Below are 17,376 nucleotides of genomic sequence, written 5' to 3'. Positions count from 1 at the left end.
TGACGCTTGACCGTCGGGGCTGACGATTTGTTTGCCTCGACGGACTTCCATTGTTTGTTATCCGAGTACGCGTTCATGTTCCCGATGACACCCATCGCGGCTGCGCTTGCGCTGTTGTTTTGTGCCAGCGCAGCTGTGGCTTCCAACTCCACCGGCACCACACCACGCAGTCTGCTGGCGCAGGCCAAGGGTTTGCCGGCGGATTTCGAGGAGCATTTCTTTGATGTGCCGCTGGCGGTACGGGTCGAAGTCGATCAGCAACCACTGGGTGAGGCCATGGTGGTGTTGTCCCGCGACGATCGCCTCACCCTGCTCGAATTCACTGACACCAGCGAAAATCGTTTTGGCCCCGCCGAGCGGGAAAAATGGGCGAGCTATCTGAAACCCGGCGTGCCCTTGGGTGCGTGCAGCGGTTCCTGCCCGGACCAGTTTCTGGCGGTGCATTACAACCTGGAAAACTCGCTGGTCTCGATTCTCACCGAAAATGCCGAACGCGACGTTGAAGCCAAGCGTTACTTCGAACAGCCTGATGGTGGCAGTCATGGCTTGATGGTGCGTAACCAGCTCAACCTCAATGGCGGCCAGGATCAGGATCTCGGCGGGCGTTTCGGCCTCGAAGCCAGCTCAAGTCTGGGCAGCTGGAGTCAGACACTGAATCTGCAAGTAGCCCGTCTCGGCGGTCCGGACGACAAGCTTTTTCACTCCGTTCAAGAGCTGCACACTCAGCGCGAACTGCAAGGCAGTTTTTTCCGCCTGGGCTATTTCACCCCCAATTCCGAAGGGCTGACGCGCCAGCCGCGCACGTTCGGCAGCAGTCCCGACACCGCCGTCGGCGTGATGTACGGCAGCTCCGACAGCCTGGCCATCAACAGCCCGATGCCCAGCGTTTATCCGATCTATGTCACCGCCAACCGCCAGGGTTCGGTGGAGATTTGGCGCGATGGCCTGCTGATCAATACCCAATCGGTGCCGGCCGGTTTGCAGACCCTCGACACCCGGCCGCTGCCCGGTGGCATTTATGAAGTGGAAGTCCGGCTGATCGAGGACGGCCAGATCACCTCCACTACTCAGGAGTTGGTGTACAAGCCCAACAACTGGCGCAACCTCGACGAGCGCTGGCGCTACAACGTCTTTGCCGGCGAAGAACAGAAACTGCTGAGCAACTGGGACACCCAGGCCAGCGGCAGCCCGACCGCAGGTGCCTCGCTGAATTACCTGTTGCATCCGCGCGTCATCCTCGGGCTGTCGGCACGGCAGATTCGCGAAAAACTGCAATACGGCACGTCCATCGACTGGACCCTGGCCAATCACATCAGCCTCTACGCCAACGTCTACAAGACCGAGGATTACGGCACCGGTCTCGATCTGCAAAGCCTCTACAACTACGGCGCCGGCAGTCTTGTCGTCAGCCATAACCGCAGTTGGCTCGACACCACCAATACCTACGACACGTTGCCGGACGGCACCCGGGTGCGCCCGCGCAATGTGTTCATCGGCCAGACCAGCAATTCCTCGCTGGCGCTCAACCATCGCCTCAGCAGCAAGAGTTCGGTCAACGCGCGGGTCTCGCACAGCGAGGGCAATGTCGAAGGCATGGGCGTCGATCTGGGCTGGACCCAGCGCACGATGGTGCTGGGCAGCGATGCCAGTTGGCGCCTGTCGATTTTTGATCGGCCGGGCAGTTTCAGCAGCGGCGATGCGCGCAATCGCGGGGTCGACCTGAGCATCAACATGGCACTCGGCGCCCCCGGTCAGCAGATCAGCGGCAGTATCGGCTCACGCACGGCCCGTGACGGTGCCCGTGACAACAACGCCTCGCTCGGCTGGCGCAAGGATTTCCGGGATCACGTTTTGCAGAACGTGTCGGTCACGGCACTCACCGACACCTACGGGGTGGGCGTCGCCAGCCTGGCCAACTTCCGCACCGACGCGGTCAATGGTGACGGCTTTATTCAGCGCTCCTCCTACAACGGCAATTTCACCGGCGGCCTCAACCTCGATAGCACGCTGGTGGTCGGTGCGCAGCAGATGCTCATGACCAGTCAGACCGAAGTGCGTGGCGCCGGGCTGATTGTCGACGTCGAGTCGGACATCGAGGACATCGTCCTGCGGGCCGATGATTTCAGCGGTGGCGGTGCGGCGTTGAAGCCGGGGCGCAATTTCATCCCGATCACCGCGTACCAGAACAGCTCGGTGAGTTTCGACTTCGAGGGCAACCACGTACCGGCCGCGTCCATCGAACCGCCGCGCACCCGCTATCACCTGAACAAGGGTGGCGTGGAGTACCGCAAGGTCCGCGTGATGAAAACCATGACCGTGCTCGGCCGACTGGTGGATGGCCAGGGGCGGCCGCTCAAGGGCCACCACGTGATCAACCACGCCAGCCGTGGGGTGAGCGAAGTCGACGGGTTCTTCTCGATGGAAATGAACGCCGGCTCACCGACCCTGGAAGTGCGTCAGGGCAACCAGTTGCTCTGCCAGTTCCGCCTCAACGAGTCCGACCATCGCAGCGAAAACAATGTGCTGATGATCGGCGATCTGCGCTGCACGCCGGACACCCTCGCTGACGCCACCTCCACCGAACAGAAGGCAGGTTGATCTTATGAAAATGATGACAGGTGGTTGTGCGCTGGCACTGGCGCTGGGTGTGTCCTCGGCGCAGGCGGCCAGCCACGAGATCCGCGCGTTGTTTCAGCCCGACTCTTCGCAGCCGGGCAAGAACGTATTCGTCAACAAAACCCCCAACAGCGGTTACTGCGCGACTTATCCGGATCAATGCGCGGAAAACTCGATGTTCAGCATTCAGACGCCGGTCCGGTTCAACTCCACCCTGACCCTCCCGCCCAATTGGGGCGTCGGCATAAAGGTGCCCGCCAATTGGCGCCGATTGACAGTAACCAATACCGATACGATGGAAACGGAAACCGTGGAAGTGCGTATTACGGGCGTCGGTTCCAAATACGTCCTGAGCCAGCCGGCCCACGAACTGGTCGGAGTGAGCGATCCATTGCTCGGCCATCAACGGCTCTGGGAAGGCAGCAGTTGGGTGTATGCGTCCCCGCCGTGCCTGTACAGCGGCGTCGGCGCTTACTCCCCGACCGACTACCGGTTTTTCTGGAAAACCCCTGTCGAAGACCTCTGTGTCAAAAAGACCCTGGCGACCATTCCGTCCATGTACTTCGATACCCTCGACTTCGCCTATGAACTGCGCACGCCAAATCCGTTGGGCATGTCATCGGGCCTTTACACCGGGTCACTGAGCTACCGCCTGGGCAATGGCGGCGATTTCGATATGGGCCAGAGTTTTCAACCTGATGACTCCAACCTGACCCTCGACTTCGTACTGGACGTACAGCACACCCTCAAAGTCGATCTCCCGCCGGGTGGCAACAAAGTGTCGCTGGAACCCGAAGGCGGATGGGCGCCGTGGATCGACAGCGGGCGCAAGCCGTCGCGGATCTTCCGCGACCAACCGTTCTTCATCTCGGCATCTTCGCGCTTCAAGGTGATGATGCTGTGCAGTTCCCAGGGCGGGGCGTACTGCAACCTCGGCAGCCCTTCGGGCGATTCCGTTCAGGTCAAGGTCTCGATGTCCTTGCCTGCGGGAATCGACGGCCCCGGCGGTGGCCCCGGCGGTGGCCCCGTCAGCAAAATTCCACTGCATTTCAACCGTTGGATGGGGCCGTTCCAGCCAAACATGTACGTGGAGCGCAAGGGCGGCACGCTGCATTTCGAGCTGGACCCGTTTGCGATCGAATTCCTCCTGCGCCCCGGAAAGAACGACCGGCTGCGCGGCAACATCACCATTATCTGGGACTCGGATGCGTGAGCGCTCCAGTCCGGCCCATTTCGATTTTCATGGAGTTGAACGCGATGAAACGTGGTTTTCTGCTGGGCGTGCTCAGCATGTGTTGCCTGACGGCGCAGGCCGGCCCGCAAATCAATGTCGGCACCGTCTACGACTATCTCGACGCTGATAAAAGTACTTACCTGAAGCGCGTATTCAACAGCGGCGATGCCACGGCCTTCGTCAAGGTCAACGTGCTGGAGATCATCTACGGCGCCGATGGCGTGCCGCAGGAAGTGCCCGTGCAAAACGCTGCCGACGGTGCTTCACGCAATGGCGTGATGGCCAGTCCGGCGCGGCTGATCGTCCCGGCGCAGGGCATGCAGGGTACGCGTTTGCTGTACATGGGCGAGCGCGATCACGAGCGCTATTTCCGCGTGCGCTTCGTCCCGGTGGTGCCGGAAAAGGAAGACGAGTTCGTGGTCAGCAGCGAGGAGCGCGAAGACTACAAAAACTCGCTTTCAGCCGGGGTCAACGTAATGACCGGGTTCGGCACGATCTTCTTTGTGCGGCCGAAGGACGCGCGTTTTGCCACCGTCATCAATGACACCGAAAAACGCTATGAACTGCGTAACGATGGCAACACCGTGCTGATTGTCGATGAGTTCAAGAGCTGTTCACTGAGCAAGGAAAGCGACTGCGGCGCGACCACCAAACACCACGTGCTGGCGGGCAAGACCTTTGCCTTTGACAAGGAAAAGGGCCGCGAATACCGCTTCTTCCTGATCGAAGGCAGCGAGAAAAAAAGCATGAAGACCGCCAGTCGCTAGGTTTGTTTTCCATTGACCCATCGGGTAACCAACATGATCAAGCAATGCACCGCCGCCGCGCTGGTGGTCGCCACTGCGCTGACCGGCGCCGGGGCGTGGGCCGCGCGCGAAGAGCACACTTTCGAAGTGTCCCTGACCATTCCCAGCCGCCCGTTCTACATCATTCCGGCAGAACCGGACTGGATTCACCGGCCACAGCGGCTTGAGTGGGACTATCAGCGCTCGACCCTCAGCGGGCTGATGCGCAATTTCGATGTGCACCATGACAGCAGCGCGATCGAAGCGCGTTTGATCTTTGACCCCTATCTGGATAATGGCCGCCCCGGCGGAGTGATCGATCTGCGGGTCTCTTTCAATGATGTCGAGCTGAGTTCGCACGCCACTCCGCGCCAGGTGCTGTCCGAGGAAGAAGCCGCCAGGAGCAAACGCGTGGCGTTGAAGATCGATCCGATCGAGCCGGAGGGCGGCTATCTCTCCGGGGATTACCAAGGCACGGTGGTGCTGATGTTCACCGCCAGGGCGCCGGGTGCAGAATGAGCGCGGTTTGGCCTGACCCAGAGCACGCAAGCCCGGGCCTATGGGGGGGCGAAAAGCTGTCGCAGGGGCCGGCCAGTCCTTGATGGTCTGACCGGTTTGCAAGCCTGCCGTCAGAGGTTCGCGATTCTCATGGCCTCCCGGGTCAATTGTCGGGAAAGGTCATCGCGCTGATAACCGATTTGTTTCTGCAGGTCCTGGTACAGCCTTTGGCTCAAGGGCTCATCCTTGAGTACATCGGCCACGGAAATGCCGAGTTGGTTCGCAAGACTTTCCAGTTTTTGCGTCAGTGGTTTTATCTGACCCGGATCCTTGAGGTCAGCCCACTGCGCTTTTATTTTCTTCAACTCTTCGACCCATTCGAGTTTGTTCTCGAACAGACGATCATTGCGCTCGTATTGTGTCGGGTGAGTCTTGCGCAGATGACGCTCCCAGAAGTTGTCTGAAGCCAGGTTGATCATTTTATTGACCAACCCGTCGCCCTGTTCCCGATTCATGATCATTCTGTGAGCCAGTTCGATCTCCGCGTTAGTGACACCGGATCGAGGCTGATAGCGCATGCCCTCCGATTGCCAAGGCAGTTCCAGTCTTTGCGCCAGGCCGGTTTCGAGTGCCAGATGAATCTCTACTTCATCCGGTGCAGGCTTCCTCGAATCGATCAGGTTCTGTTGCGCCTGGCTGCTGTACTCCACGCGAGCCTCGTCGCTCACAAAGTCCAGCCGCGCAGCACTGCGGGCCAGGCGTACGAGGGTGTTATCCAGAACCTGGGCCGATGTCGGCGCTGTATAGGCTTTGGACACCAGCACTTTCATTCCCAGTGAATTGAACAATTGCGCACCGAGATCGCCGCAGTCCTCCGGGGACACAATCTGTCTGAACAGTTTTTCGCGCAGCTCTGAATCGAGGGCGGCGGCTTCGACCATTTCCCAGACACGTTGGGTCAGCTTGCGGCGTGCGGGCTCCGTCAGGTAGTCGGCGCTTTCTCTTTGTTTGGCAATCACGCTGAAAAAACCGGCGGAGTGCGGCTCGGCCATCAGGTCATGCCAGGTTTCTTCGCGATATTTGCTCAGTGCCGAAGACGGGCCGAAACCGCCGGGCACATCGGCAGCGAGTTGCCAATGGCGGAGTTCGTCATTGGCGGCGGGAAAATAATCCTGCACCAAACCCAGGCGTGAAGACTCTCGATACTCGCCAAAACGCTTCCGCTCTTCATTGGTCAGTTTTTCCAGGCTGAAACGTGCGCGGCTGAGCACAAACGCCTGATCAGAGCCAGGCGTGACTTCGGGCAGGGTATTGATTGGCGCCCCCCGCATGTCGAGCATGAAACTGCGCGGTCGCTGCCGGTCAACGCTGTCCACCTTGAACAGCCCCTTGGGCCAGGTCTGGATGTCGGTGTTAGCCAGGCTCAGCTCCTCCAGCCGGTACATTCGCCCGACATCCGGGGGGATGCGCAAGGGATTGCCGTTCAGGTTTAGCGTGCGCAGACGTACCAGTGCGTCGAGTTGTTTGCTGGAGCGATACGTCAAGTCGATGCGGTTATCGGCCAGATCCAGATCCTCGAGTTGACGCATCTGGCCGATGCTGGAGGGTATTTCTTTCAGATTGCACTGGCGGGCGCTCAATTGGCGCAGATGAGGGAAGCTGCCGAGCAGTCCGTCGCGATTTGCCGAGAGGGATGTCTTGTTGAGCCTCAGTGCGGTGATCTGATCAAGGTGTTGCTTCATGCCGGGTTGCTTGCGCAATTCTTCCCACCAGTATTCGAGATCATATCGGTTCAACTCAGTGGTCAGGTCCAGCGTATAGCCTTGCTCTGGATGATGGATCTGTTCGTCGAACCCCGCGCTTTTGCGCTCGAAACACTCAATTAACCTTTCTTCTATGTGCCTCCCGCCAAGTTGCATGTAATCCATGGACGCTCCGTAGCCCGGATTTCCCTCGTCGTCCACGCCGGCGGGGTGTTTTTCACGCGATGCCTGTAATTTACGGTGCAAATCCTTGCGTTCGCTCTCCAGCTTTGCGATGGCATCGACTGCATTGCCGTCGCTCTTGCGCCGCAAGACTTCAATGAAGGCATTCACCTCTCTTGTGTTCATTTTCGGGTAGAGCGTACTGACGCGTTGTTCCAGCGTCGGTTCAGCCCAAAACCACGGCCAACCGCGCACCAGCGTTTCGGTCTCGATCGTCGCCACTGAGCGGATCGGCGGTTCCGCCAGCGCGGTTCGGCGCTGCGCAGGGGCGGCGGCCTCTTCCATGATCCACCGTTTCAGCGGGCGCCCCTGACCGTGCCGGTAACCCACGGCTGGCAATTTTTCGGCAGGCACGGCCTGCAGAATCGACTCGTAGAAATCATCCGCGTCATGCAGCGTGCGGTTGCCTGCGTCGAGCACTTCATAGCGCCCCTGTTCGTTGCGGATCAGGCGCCTGACGACGCTTGCATCATCGGGTCCGACACTGCAGCGCAGTGGTCCGTCGTAGGTGCCGTCGCGCACTTCCAGACGCAGATCGGCAAAGGTGTCGGTGTTGAGCCTGAGGGTATTGAGGGCCAGGCGTTCACTGTCTGCGGTCATCAGCTCGTCATGATAAAAGCCCTCGTAGGCGTGGGTGGCGCAGGCTTCGAAGGCCATTTCGCGGGCCTGGACCTTGAGGCGCAACGGCAGGCGTTTTTCCTCGGCGATTCTTTGCAGTTCGGTGGGGCTGGCCTGGGCTACGAGTTTTTCGGCAAGCGGCAGCGGGAGGTCGGGGAAGGTCTGTTTGACGGTTTTGACGTCGGCTTTATCTGATCTTTCCCCGGCTTGATAGACATGACGGGATACTTCGCCACGGCGCTCATCGACGGCATTGGCGAGCCGATTGCGCAAGGCCGCGACGCGTTGGTCAGGGGCAATGTCCGGGCCCAGCAGGTGGTTGAATTCTTCATTGGTGAGGAAGTTCGTCACGCGATCCGGCAACTGTCCCGCATTCAGATCGTTGAGGCTGATGCGCAACGTCTCCGCCGGCGCAGCCTGTGGATTGCCGTACTTGCGCGAGTAACCGCTCAGGCTGGCATCGGCAAACACCTCCAGCGCTTTGCTGTAAGGCCAGCCCGGCAAACCGGTCAACACCGGTTCCAGCCAGACGGCCTGTGGATCGATCGGGCGGCCCGCGCGGATGTCGGCAGTCGCCGTGAGTACATCGTCGTAGGCGCTGAAGCGCTTGACCGTGTCGGCCAACAGCGGCGGAGGCGGGCTGTTGTCGATATGCATCTGACGCAGGGCGTCGTGATCGGTGCCGCTGCCGATGCGGATCTGCTCAAGTTCCGCGGGCGAAAAGCGTTCGACGCTGTGGCCCAGTCGTCGCATCAGCGCGTCATTCGGCCAGTTGTGCGGGGTCTCCGCTTCATGCACCCAGGCGACGTGGCCGTTGTGTTCGATTTTCGGCCGGTAGGCGTTGGCGCGGCTCGGGTGCTTGATACGGTGGGTGTTGGACGTCGCATCAGTCGTGGCCTTTTCGACGACATACAGCTTGCCTTCCAGCGGCAGGACGTGTTCGTTGCGGTACTGATGCAGGCCATGGCGATCGGGTTTGGCGCCGGGCGAGAGCATCAGTTCATTGCGCTCGTAGGGACTCAGGTCCGGGTGCCATAAGCTGTTTTTGCCATTGGGCAGCCTGACCGGTTTCATGCCGTCTACCAGCGACGACAGTTTGACGCGAAAGGTTTTGCCGATCTGCGCGCCGGCGGCGAAGGCGGCAAACTGAATGATGTCGGTGACCACACTGATGACATGCCCGGCAGCGTCCTGCCAAAGCCCTTCGGCCAGATCAACGATGCCTTCGATCACATCGCTGGTCAGCTGGTAGGCCGTGTAGGCCATCATCAATTCGCCCAGCCCCGGCACGAATGGTGTGGCGATCAACAGCGCCACGTTGAAAATGTCCGAAAGGATTTTCTTGAAGTTGTCCCACCACGCCCAGCGCGCCTTGCTGTCGGTGTCGGCGGTGGAGACGGCGATCTCCCGGGCGTCGTTGAGGATCTTGTTGAGCTTTTGCTGATAGGCGTGGCGCCAGTAATCGCCCTGCAGTTTCACCCGACCGAACTGCAGGTCGGGATTGTCCAGCGGGTCCTTGCGCCACGGTGGTTGCTGATCGGTGGGATCCTGACGCGGGTGATACCTGACAATGAACAGGCGTTGCTCAAGCTCGGCAAAGAAATGCCCGCGCTGCTGATGGTCGACAAACTGGCTGAAGAACTGACGGTAGGTCTGTTCGGTCCACTCGCTGAATCGGTCTTCACGAAGCTGGCGCACCAACTCCTCCCTGAAGGCTTTCAGAGAGTTGTACTCCTTGACCGGGTGATCCGGGTCGTGGGGAATGTAGACGATCAGGCGTCGAACACCGCGGCTGTCCGACGCCGCGTGCGTCAGCAGCAGAATCCCGGTCAGCCGGGTGCCGAGAAGCGACAGGTCAGCGCACTGCATCGCGCGGCCATTGAGCAGCAGTTGCGGTTTTTCCTCGGTCAGGCTCAAGAGCATTTTGTAGACGTCGTACTGGATATCGTCCTTGATCAGGGCCAAATGTGCGGCGACGGCGAGGGCGTCCTTCTGACTCTGGTTGACCTTGTACTGCAGCACGCTCTCGGCCAGCGGTTCGCCGGGCAGCAGGTAACTTTCCAGGTGTTTTTTATACTGCGCGCCGATATCCAGATCGCGGCACAGCGCCTGAAACTGGCTGATGGGCATGGCGCTTTTGATCGGTACGACATCGAACAGACCGCGCTCATCGGGCTCGCTGATGTAGTCCGAGCCATGGTCGACCGTTTCACTGCTGGCGAAATTGTGCAGGGCGGCATCCAGCAGCGAGACGGTGCGGGTCACAACGCCTGCGGAAAGGTCGATGGCGTACCACGGTTTGTCCTTGGGCAGGTACAGGCGCAGAAAGGTGCTTTTGACGTCCGGCTCGATGCCGTGCCGCTCCTTGATTTTTGCCTTGAGCAGCGGCTCGGCGAAGGCATGGAGATCGATTTTCGCCAAGAGATGATCAACCTGGTTCTGCGATCCCCAGGCCTTGAGGTTGGCCGCAGCGAGTTTGTTCAGATACGCGGAAGGTGCTTTGGTGTACCAGGCTTCGTTCTTCAGTGGCGAAACTGCCAAGGCGAGGCTCCGGGTGACGGTGGCGCTTTTGAAGTTGTCGTTGACGGCGGACTTGATGAATTCGTAGTGCCGTCCTTTGTCCGCGTTTTCCGCAGGCAGGGGAGAGAGAGACATGGCCAATCATCCTTGATTGTTGAGGAGTGATCAGCCTACTCAGGGCAGGGCAAAACAAAAGTTCAAAGATCGGGAGGCAAACGGCTTTGCGCAGCGCCAATTCGACGAAAATTCGAATCTGAAAAATATATAAATACCACCCGCTGAAGCGAAAATTCGTCACCCTGATGCAGAAAAAGCCGACACGATTTGTTACCTCGCTGTAGGGCGCGGCGCTTCGAGCATCGCCACGCTGGCGGTCTGCGTCGGGTTGCACTGTGAGTCGCTGCCCGGTTGCAGATACGGCGTCAGAATCGGCGCCATGCCCTTGAGCACCTGCACTGGCAGGGCCGAGGTGAACTTGAAGTTCTCTGCCGAACGCCCCGGAACGAACGCGGTGAGGGTGCCGAAGTGGTGATCGCCGATGTAGAAAACGAACGTCGCCGTGCGGTTGATCGACTTCGAACTGAGGATGCGTCCGCCAGAACCGATGGCTTCGATGCGGTTGTCACCGGTCCCGGTTTTGCCACCCATGGCCAGTGGGCTGCCATCAGCCAGTTTGAAACTGCCGGAAACACGTTTTGCCGTACCGGCGTCGACCACTTGCGACAGCGCTTCGCGCATGGCCGTGGCGACCTCCGAAGGCATCACCCGTTTGCCGACATGCGGGTCATTGACCAGTGCCGTTTCGTACGGCGTGGCGGCGGCGAAATGCAGGCTGTCGATGCGCAGCGTCGGCATGCGCACGCCGTCATTGAGGATGGTGCCGATCAACTCGGCCAGTGCGGCAGGGCGGTCACCGGAGCTGCCAATCGCGGTGGCCAGCGACGGCACCAGATGGTCGAACGGGTAGCCGACTTTCTGCCAGCGCTGGTGAATTTCGAGGAACGCTTCAATCTCGAGCATGGTGCGAATACGGCTGTCGCGGGCGCCCTTGTGCTTGCTCTTGAACAGCCAGCTGTAGACTTCCTGACGTTCGAAGTGGCTGGCCTTGACGATCTCGCTGAAGGTCGCGTCCGGGTGGTTCAACAAGTAGCCCATCATCCACAGGTCCAGCGGATGCACCTTGGCGATGAAGCCTTGATCGGGCAAATCGTAACTGCCGGGACCATAGGAATCGTAGAGGCGGATCAGGCGATCATCGGTGAGTTTTTCGGTGAGCTTGGTGCCTTTGAGGTGCGAGCGGACGAACGTGTTGAAGTCTTCCTGGCTGGCATCGGGCAGCAGGTAGCGATGCACGGCGGCCATGCGGATCGGTGTCGGGCGCATGCTGTCGAGGAAGGTGTCGAGACGCGCCTGTGTGTCTTTGTTCCTGTATTTTTTCCAGAACTTGAGCTGGAACGCCGTGCCTTCGCGGTCGGCGAAACTTGCCAGGTATTCCTGCCGGCGCGGATCGCGATCGTCCTTGAGCAGTTCGGCACTGCTGTTGGGCCCTGAATAAGTGACATAACGCACCACATCGCGCATCAGCCGAATGAACGGCAGGTTGATCGATTCACGCAGGGCATCGCGCAGGGTCGGTATGCGGCCGTTGTCTTCCTTGCGGAAGTTGTGGAACACATGCAGGCCGCCGCCGGTGAAAAACGCCTCGCCGGGGCTGGCCGAGTATTTGCGGTCGAGGGCTGCGCCGAGCATCTTCGACAGGTCGTGATCCTTGTTCTGGATCAGGTAATCGATGACCCACTGGCTCAAACGGTCCTGATCGGGGACTTCGACTTTCTTCAGTTCCGGCACGCCCATTGCGCCGTACTTGTCGTGCAGTTCGGCGATGATTTGCAGGTAAGTGGTGAGCACGCGCATTTTCGCGGTGGAGCCGAGTTCGAGTTTGCTGCCTTCGTTGATATCGAACGGCTGGTCGGTGCTATCGGTCTGCACCCGCACGCGGGAACCGTCCGGGGTCAGTTCGAAGAGGGTAAAGCTGTAGCGCACTTGGGTGGTACTGGTCGGGGTCAGCAAACGTTCACCGAGCAAGCCGATTTCGGCGGCGTAGGCCGGGTCGGCGAGTTTTTTCAGGTAAGCGGTGGCCTGGGTTTGCAGGTCGCCCTGCAGGGTGCTGGTGGCCGAGAGGTCGAGGCGGTCGAGGTCGTACAGCGGCCGGTTGAGCATGCTCGCCAGACGACTGCGGGCGACGCTGATGCCTTTGTTGGTTTCGATCGGCTGAAGGGTCGGCTGGGTCTGCCAGTCGCGGTAGGTGACTTTGCTGGTCAGCGCGGCATCGGCCAGGGCGTTGTCGATCACACCGTTCTGTTTGAGCAGGCGCAAATGGCTGTCGGTGAGGTCGGCAAGCTCTTCGCGGCCCTTGGTCAGGTAATGCGAAGGACGGCGCTGGGCGATCATCAGCGACAACATCTCGCGCAGGGCCAAACCTTTGGCAGCCATGGTCTTCGCATCGGTGGCCGGGTTGTTCAGTTGTTCGTTGGCCTGATTGAAGTCGCTGCCGTACCAGACGCGCAGGCCTTCGGCCATGCCATGCACTTCGCCATGCCCCGGCACCGCCGACAGCGGCACGCTGTTGAGGTAGTCACGCACGATGTTCTGCCGTGCCCCGAGGGTTTGCGGGCCGGGCTGATAGGCGCGCACGCTGGCCGACATCATCTGCCGCAGTTTCTCGGCACCGGACACCGTCAGGCCATCCGGGGAATGCCGGTACTTTTCCAATTGCGTCGCCAGCGTGCTGCCGCCCGCCGACTGCCCCGGCAGGTGCAGCAATTTTGCCACTTGCGACCACGCGGCCATGCCGAAGCGCGGCCAGTCCACCGCCGGGTTGGCCAGCGGCTGTTTCGGGTCGAGCAGGAAGCGGTTTTCGATGAATAACAGGCTGCTGACCACCACCGGCGGGATGGATTCGAAACTTGAATACAGCTGTTGTGGGTAGTTGTACTTGTACAGCGGTGCGGCCCGGCAATCGGTGATCGACAGCCCGGCCTGAATCTTTTCCGAATACGGCACGAACAGGCCTTTGTCGGTGTAGCTGAGCAGTGCCGGGGAAAACCGCGCCTGTTCGGTGATGACGTAGTTGCGTTTGAGCAGGCGCGGCAGGAACTCATCCAGCGAGCTGTAACCCAGGCGCAGATCGAACGGCCCATTGCCCGGATAGCGAATGGCTTCACTGGGACCGGGTTCGAGGGTGTACGTCAGCGACGCGGCGTATTGGCTGAGCTCACGCGACTGGAAGCGCGAAGTGCGCATTTCCTTGGACGCAGCCAGCACCACGACGATCGCGATAATCACCAGCAACAACCAGAAAGCCTTCCACCCATGCCGGTTGCGGCGGGGTTTTTCAGGGACAGGCGCTTCATCCACTCGTTCAGTCGGAACCACGGCTTTACTCGAATCGGTTTGCCACAAAGCGCCCATAGTCGATTGATCCATTCACGCAGATTGATCGGACTTGTCTGAAGCTTAGACGGTGGTTGAGGCTGGTGAAAAAAATGTGCGATCGGGGGCCGGCTGGCAGCCCCGGTACGGAGAGTGCGGTGCGACGTGGCGCTTTGAGAGACCGCGAATCAAGAAAACAAATATGTAACTTTTTAGTGAAGGTTATTTATATGAATGTAAGTTGCTAAAGTCTGGTAGTACTCATGGGCTTCGCCTGTTGAATGTTTTGTTGTTAACTCGGACTTCAATTTTATTTCTCTGGGATGAAGTCATGTTGGAATCTCGTGGTCAGGTTTTCAGTATTGCCGAGCATGTTGATATTGTTAAGGCCGCAACGCCGTCAGCACTGTTGGGTATGTCAAAAGAAAACCTTGAGATGTTAAAGACGTTTGATGCCGATGCGCCACAATGGTTAAAGATTGCGTCGCCGAAACAACGCGAAGAAGCGCGACACCTGATCGAAGAAAGTGTCGCGGCGCATACGTTGCTGAATAGCGCCATGGCCTCCGTGCAAACACCTCATGAATTCGCCGCGCCATTGCTGGCAAAGGCCATCAAAGAAAGCGCCGGGCTGGATCTGGACGTCAATCGGGTACAGGTGGATTTGTCCGGTAAAAGTGATTTTCACAGCTCGCAGGTTCCACCCGCTTCGCTGCTTGACGCCGCCCTGCATAACCATTCGCCTGAAAAAAAGGCTATGTTCTTTTTTAAACCGAATTGCTATGTGACAGTTTCAGGTGGAAAGACAATCGACGTCGGACTTGATGTTCATGAGTTCATCGGGTTATGCCGACAACTGGATATCGGCAAACAGTATCAGGCCTATTTGCATAATGAACTTCATTGGGCTGACGGCAATGCTCGCGACAAACTGAATAAGCTGCTCGTCAATTACCAGAAAGCAGCACTGAGGGCTGCGAGTTATATTGCCTTATGTAAGGGTGATATTCGCCAGGAACATTTTGCAGCGTTGATGTCGAGTGCAGGAGGGCAGGAACCTGTTCACGTCGACGGTAAGACGCTGTGGTATCGCAGCTTGAGTTTCAATGAGTTGCCCGTACACAGCTGTATCATTTTCGAGATCGCCGATCCGGACGATGAAAGCATTCTGGATGACCTGCTGCCGACCGTTGACGGTTTCGCCAATAACGATTTCATCGCCTACATTCCCGACGACCCCGATCATCCCGTAAAGCACTACGCCACAGTGACGGCACTCAAGGCCCGATTGACCGAACAGTTCGTGCGCCGCGCTGAAAGTGACTCACCCAAGGCGCCAACGGCCTATCAGCATTTCTTCAGCCGGTTCTTGCGTTACAGGGATCGGTCGACGTTCTACTACAGCTTTACCGAAGAGATTCCAACGGCGTCAGGCAAGCCGCGGCTATGGGATCATCAAACCCGTCGGCAAAAGCATGATCCCGATTTTCTTCTGCAGCTCAGGGTGCTGGACCCTTCAGGTGATCCCTGGGTCCAGCACTATGACATCTGGACAACATTGCAGCGGGAGTTCAACCAGCGGATTTTCAGCGATGCCCGCGACGCTGCCGTGTCCAATGCCGATGCCGATGTGCGGGATGAGCAATCCTTGCTCGCGATATTCCTCGAAGTTGGCCTGACCGCGCTGAATGTACTGTCTTTTGCCGTGCCTCCATTGGGCTTGGTCATGCTCGGAGTGTCCGCCGTGCAACTGATGGACGAAGTGCTGGAGGGGCTTGAAGATCTCAGCAAGGGCGATAGGGAAGCCGGTTGGGAACACATCACCGACGTGCTGGAAAACATCGGCATTGGTGTGGCGACGCTGCCGTTGCTGGCCGGCGTTCATTCGGAATTCACGCCGATTGAAATGCCCGGTGGACAGAAGCGTTTGTGGAAGCCTGACCTTGTACCCTATCGAAGCGATGTGTCGTTGGCAGACGTGGAGCCTGATCCACAGAATCAGTTTGCGGTCGGCGCCAGACACTATGTGAAGGTCGAGGACGGCGTCTTCGAGAAAGTCATCGAACCGGCCACCGGGCAATCGAGAATTCTGCACCCGAACAAACTGCAGGCTTATCAGCCGATTGTTGAACAAGATGGCGCCGGCGAATGGCAGCATGCCTTGCCGCCGCCTTCGACATCAGTCGAACCGACACCAGCCGGGTTCAGTAACAGGCAGTTTCGTCGCTATGCCGTCAAACCATCCGAACTCGCGCGTCTCAGCCCGGCAGGCAAAGGCATCTTGCAAAGTGCTGATGGACTGCGCCGTTATATCCGCAATATAGATGAGCGTGGCAAGGTCGCGGTGTACCGGGTCAAGAATGATTTCACCCTGAACGCGGAAAGTGTCGACGTCCTCCTCGTCGATTCGGCTTTCAACGAACTTGCGCCTCGCAGATACCGGCAAGTGGCGCCGGATCAATGGCAACCGCAGTCGCTGTTCGGCGGCAATATTACCGATGATCTGCATGAAACGGACGTTGTCAGCGGACAGCAGCCAGGTACCTCCGGCAGACCCGTCTGGCTGCGCCCGCCTTTCAGCCGCGAACTTTTGCCCAACGGCCTGTGGGAGCCGCGGATCGAAGTGGTGACGCTCAACGATGTTCGCCATCTTTCCTATGATTGGGGGCCATTTGAATTCGTCCCTTTCACGGGCAGGCCGACGAATATTCATCAGGCTCTGGCCGCCCCACAATTTGATCATCTTCCTGTCAGCACTGATCTTTTCAAGTCGCAGTTCTGGTCGGATGTCCTCAACGTAGACCCGCAAATGACCAATACCCAAGGAGGAGGGCAGATGATTTTTTCCATGCAACGGATGACCACGTCCGGCGCGGTGGACAGTGAGTTCAATGCCATCAGCGTGTGGAGTACCCCTAACGAACTGCCACATCAGAGCAATGCGTTGTTGGGGTATTGGGCTCCTCAGGGAGGATACGTGGACATACCCGTTCACCCGCGATGGGGTGAACCCGATCATGTGTTTACGCCCGGGTTCAGCGGCTGCTCTTTTACCGTGGATCAGATGGGGGAAAATGTCCTGCGCGTCAGACACGTGGAAGCGGGCAAGGAAGCTGCTCAATACAACGATCTACCCGACCACGAACATGGTTGGGGGTTGAGTACCGCCATGGAGTTTCCGGATTACGGGTTGCGTAATGATGAAAGCGGCAACGCGTATATGATTCTGACGGGGTTCGCCTACATGAAATATGAGCGGACGACGGGTGAATGGATGCTTCACTACCAAGCCCAGTACGGTGCCCCGACCATTGCACAATATTCCGTAAAAGATCCCGGTTTTTTTGACAAGCCAACCCGACAGGCGAAAGCCTTTCCTCAGAACAAGATCATCAGAACCGGTTCCAAAGTCGTGAAAACCGTGACCGACCCAGCGCGGCAAAGCAGCGCGGCCTGATAGCGGATTCCTCTGGATAAAAAACGCACGTTGAAAAGACGATGCACCAAGGTTGTGCAATACTCGCCACCGCTTTTAGTGGCGAGTTTTCCTACAGCTACCAGTTGATCTGCTCGATCAACTGCCTTCTTTGCGGTAACTCCCCCTTAATCTTGTGATTTATAGAGTGAAATGCCCTACCAAAGGCTTTTTATACTGCACGTCCCGCTGATCTTGCAGGCTGTCCCGCAA

General features: G+C 58.7%; 7 protein-coding genes. 5 read left to right on the top strand and 2 right to left on the bottom strand.

Going from position 1 to position 17,376, the window contains the following annotated elements; genetic code table 11:
* The first annotated feature begins 75 nt into the window (after positions 1–75).
* From AB4N74_RS17975 to AB4N74_RS17960, 4 genes are read left to right on the top strand one after another with little or no spacing between them, the layout of a single operon-like run.
* Positions 76–2,598 (top strand): CS1-pili formation C-terminal domain-containing protein, encoded by a 2,523-nt coding sequence (locus tag AB4N74_RS17975; protein ID WP_320336390.1) that lies wholly within the window; start codon positions 76–78, stop codon positions 2,596–2,598.
* A gap of 4 nt (positions 2,599–2,602) precedes the next feature.
* Positions 2,603–3,829, top strand: a complete 1,227-nt coding sequence (locus tag AB4N74_RS17970) for a hypothetical protein (RefSeq protein WP_460096800.1) — start codon at positions 2,603–2,605, stop codon at positions 3,827–3,829.
* A gap of 44 nt (positions 3,830–3,873) precedes the next feature.
* Positions 3,874–4,617, top strand: coding sequence for a molecular chaperone (locus AB4N74_RS17965; RefSeq protein WP_460096798.1), 744 nt, complete (start codon positions 3,874–3,876; stop codon positions 4,615–4,617).
* A gap of 33 nt (positions 4,618–4,650) precedes the next feature.
* Positions 4,651–5,154, top strand: a complete 504-nt coding sequence (locus AB4N74_RS17960; protein WP_175559563.1) for a CS1 type fimbrial major subunit — start codon at positions 4,651–4,653, stop codon at positions 5,152–5,154.
* A 110-nt stretch (positions 5,155–5,264) separates the two neighbouring features.
* On the opposite strand, the gene AB4N74_RS17955 is transcribed toward AB4N74_RS17960, so the two are convergent.
* On the bottom strand, positions 5,265–10,391 hold the full coding sequence (locus AB4N74_RS17955) for a dermonecrotic toxin domain-containing protein (protein ID WP_460096796.1): 5,127 nt from the start codon (positions 10,389–10,391) through the stop codon (positions 5,265–5,267).
* A 192-nt stretch (positions 10,392–10,583) separates the two neighbouring features.
* Positions 10,584–13,727 carry a transglycosylase domain-containing protein gene (locus tag AB4N74_RS17950; protein WP_460096793.1) on the bottom strand — a complete coding sequence of 1,048 codons (3,144 nt, stop codon included), beginning with the start codon at positions 13,725–13,727 and terminating at the stop codon, positions 10,584–10,586.
* A 292-nt stretch (positions 13,728–14,019) separates the two neighbouring features.
* Between AB4N74_RS17950 and AB4N74_RS17945 the strand changes: the two genes are divergently transcribed.
* Positions 14,020–17,145: a dermonecrotic toxin domain-containing protein gene (locus tag AB4N74_RS17945; RefSeq protein ID WP_460096791.1), complete on the top strand. Its 3,126-nt coding sequence runs from the start codon at positions 14,020–14,022 to the stop codon at positions 17,143–17,145.
* Positions 17,146–17,376: the final 231 nt, after the last annotated feature.

This window comes from Pseudomonas sp. H3_C08, assembly GCF_054669455.1.
This window is presented reverse-complemented; position numbering and strand designations above follow the sequence as displayed.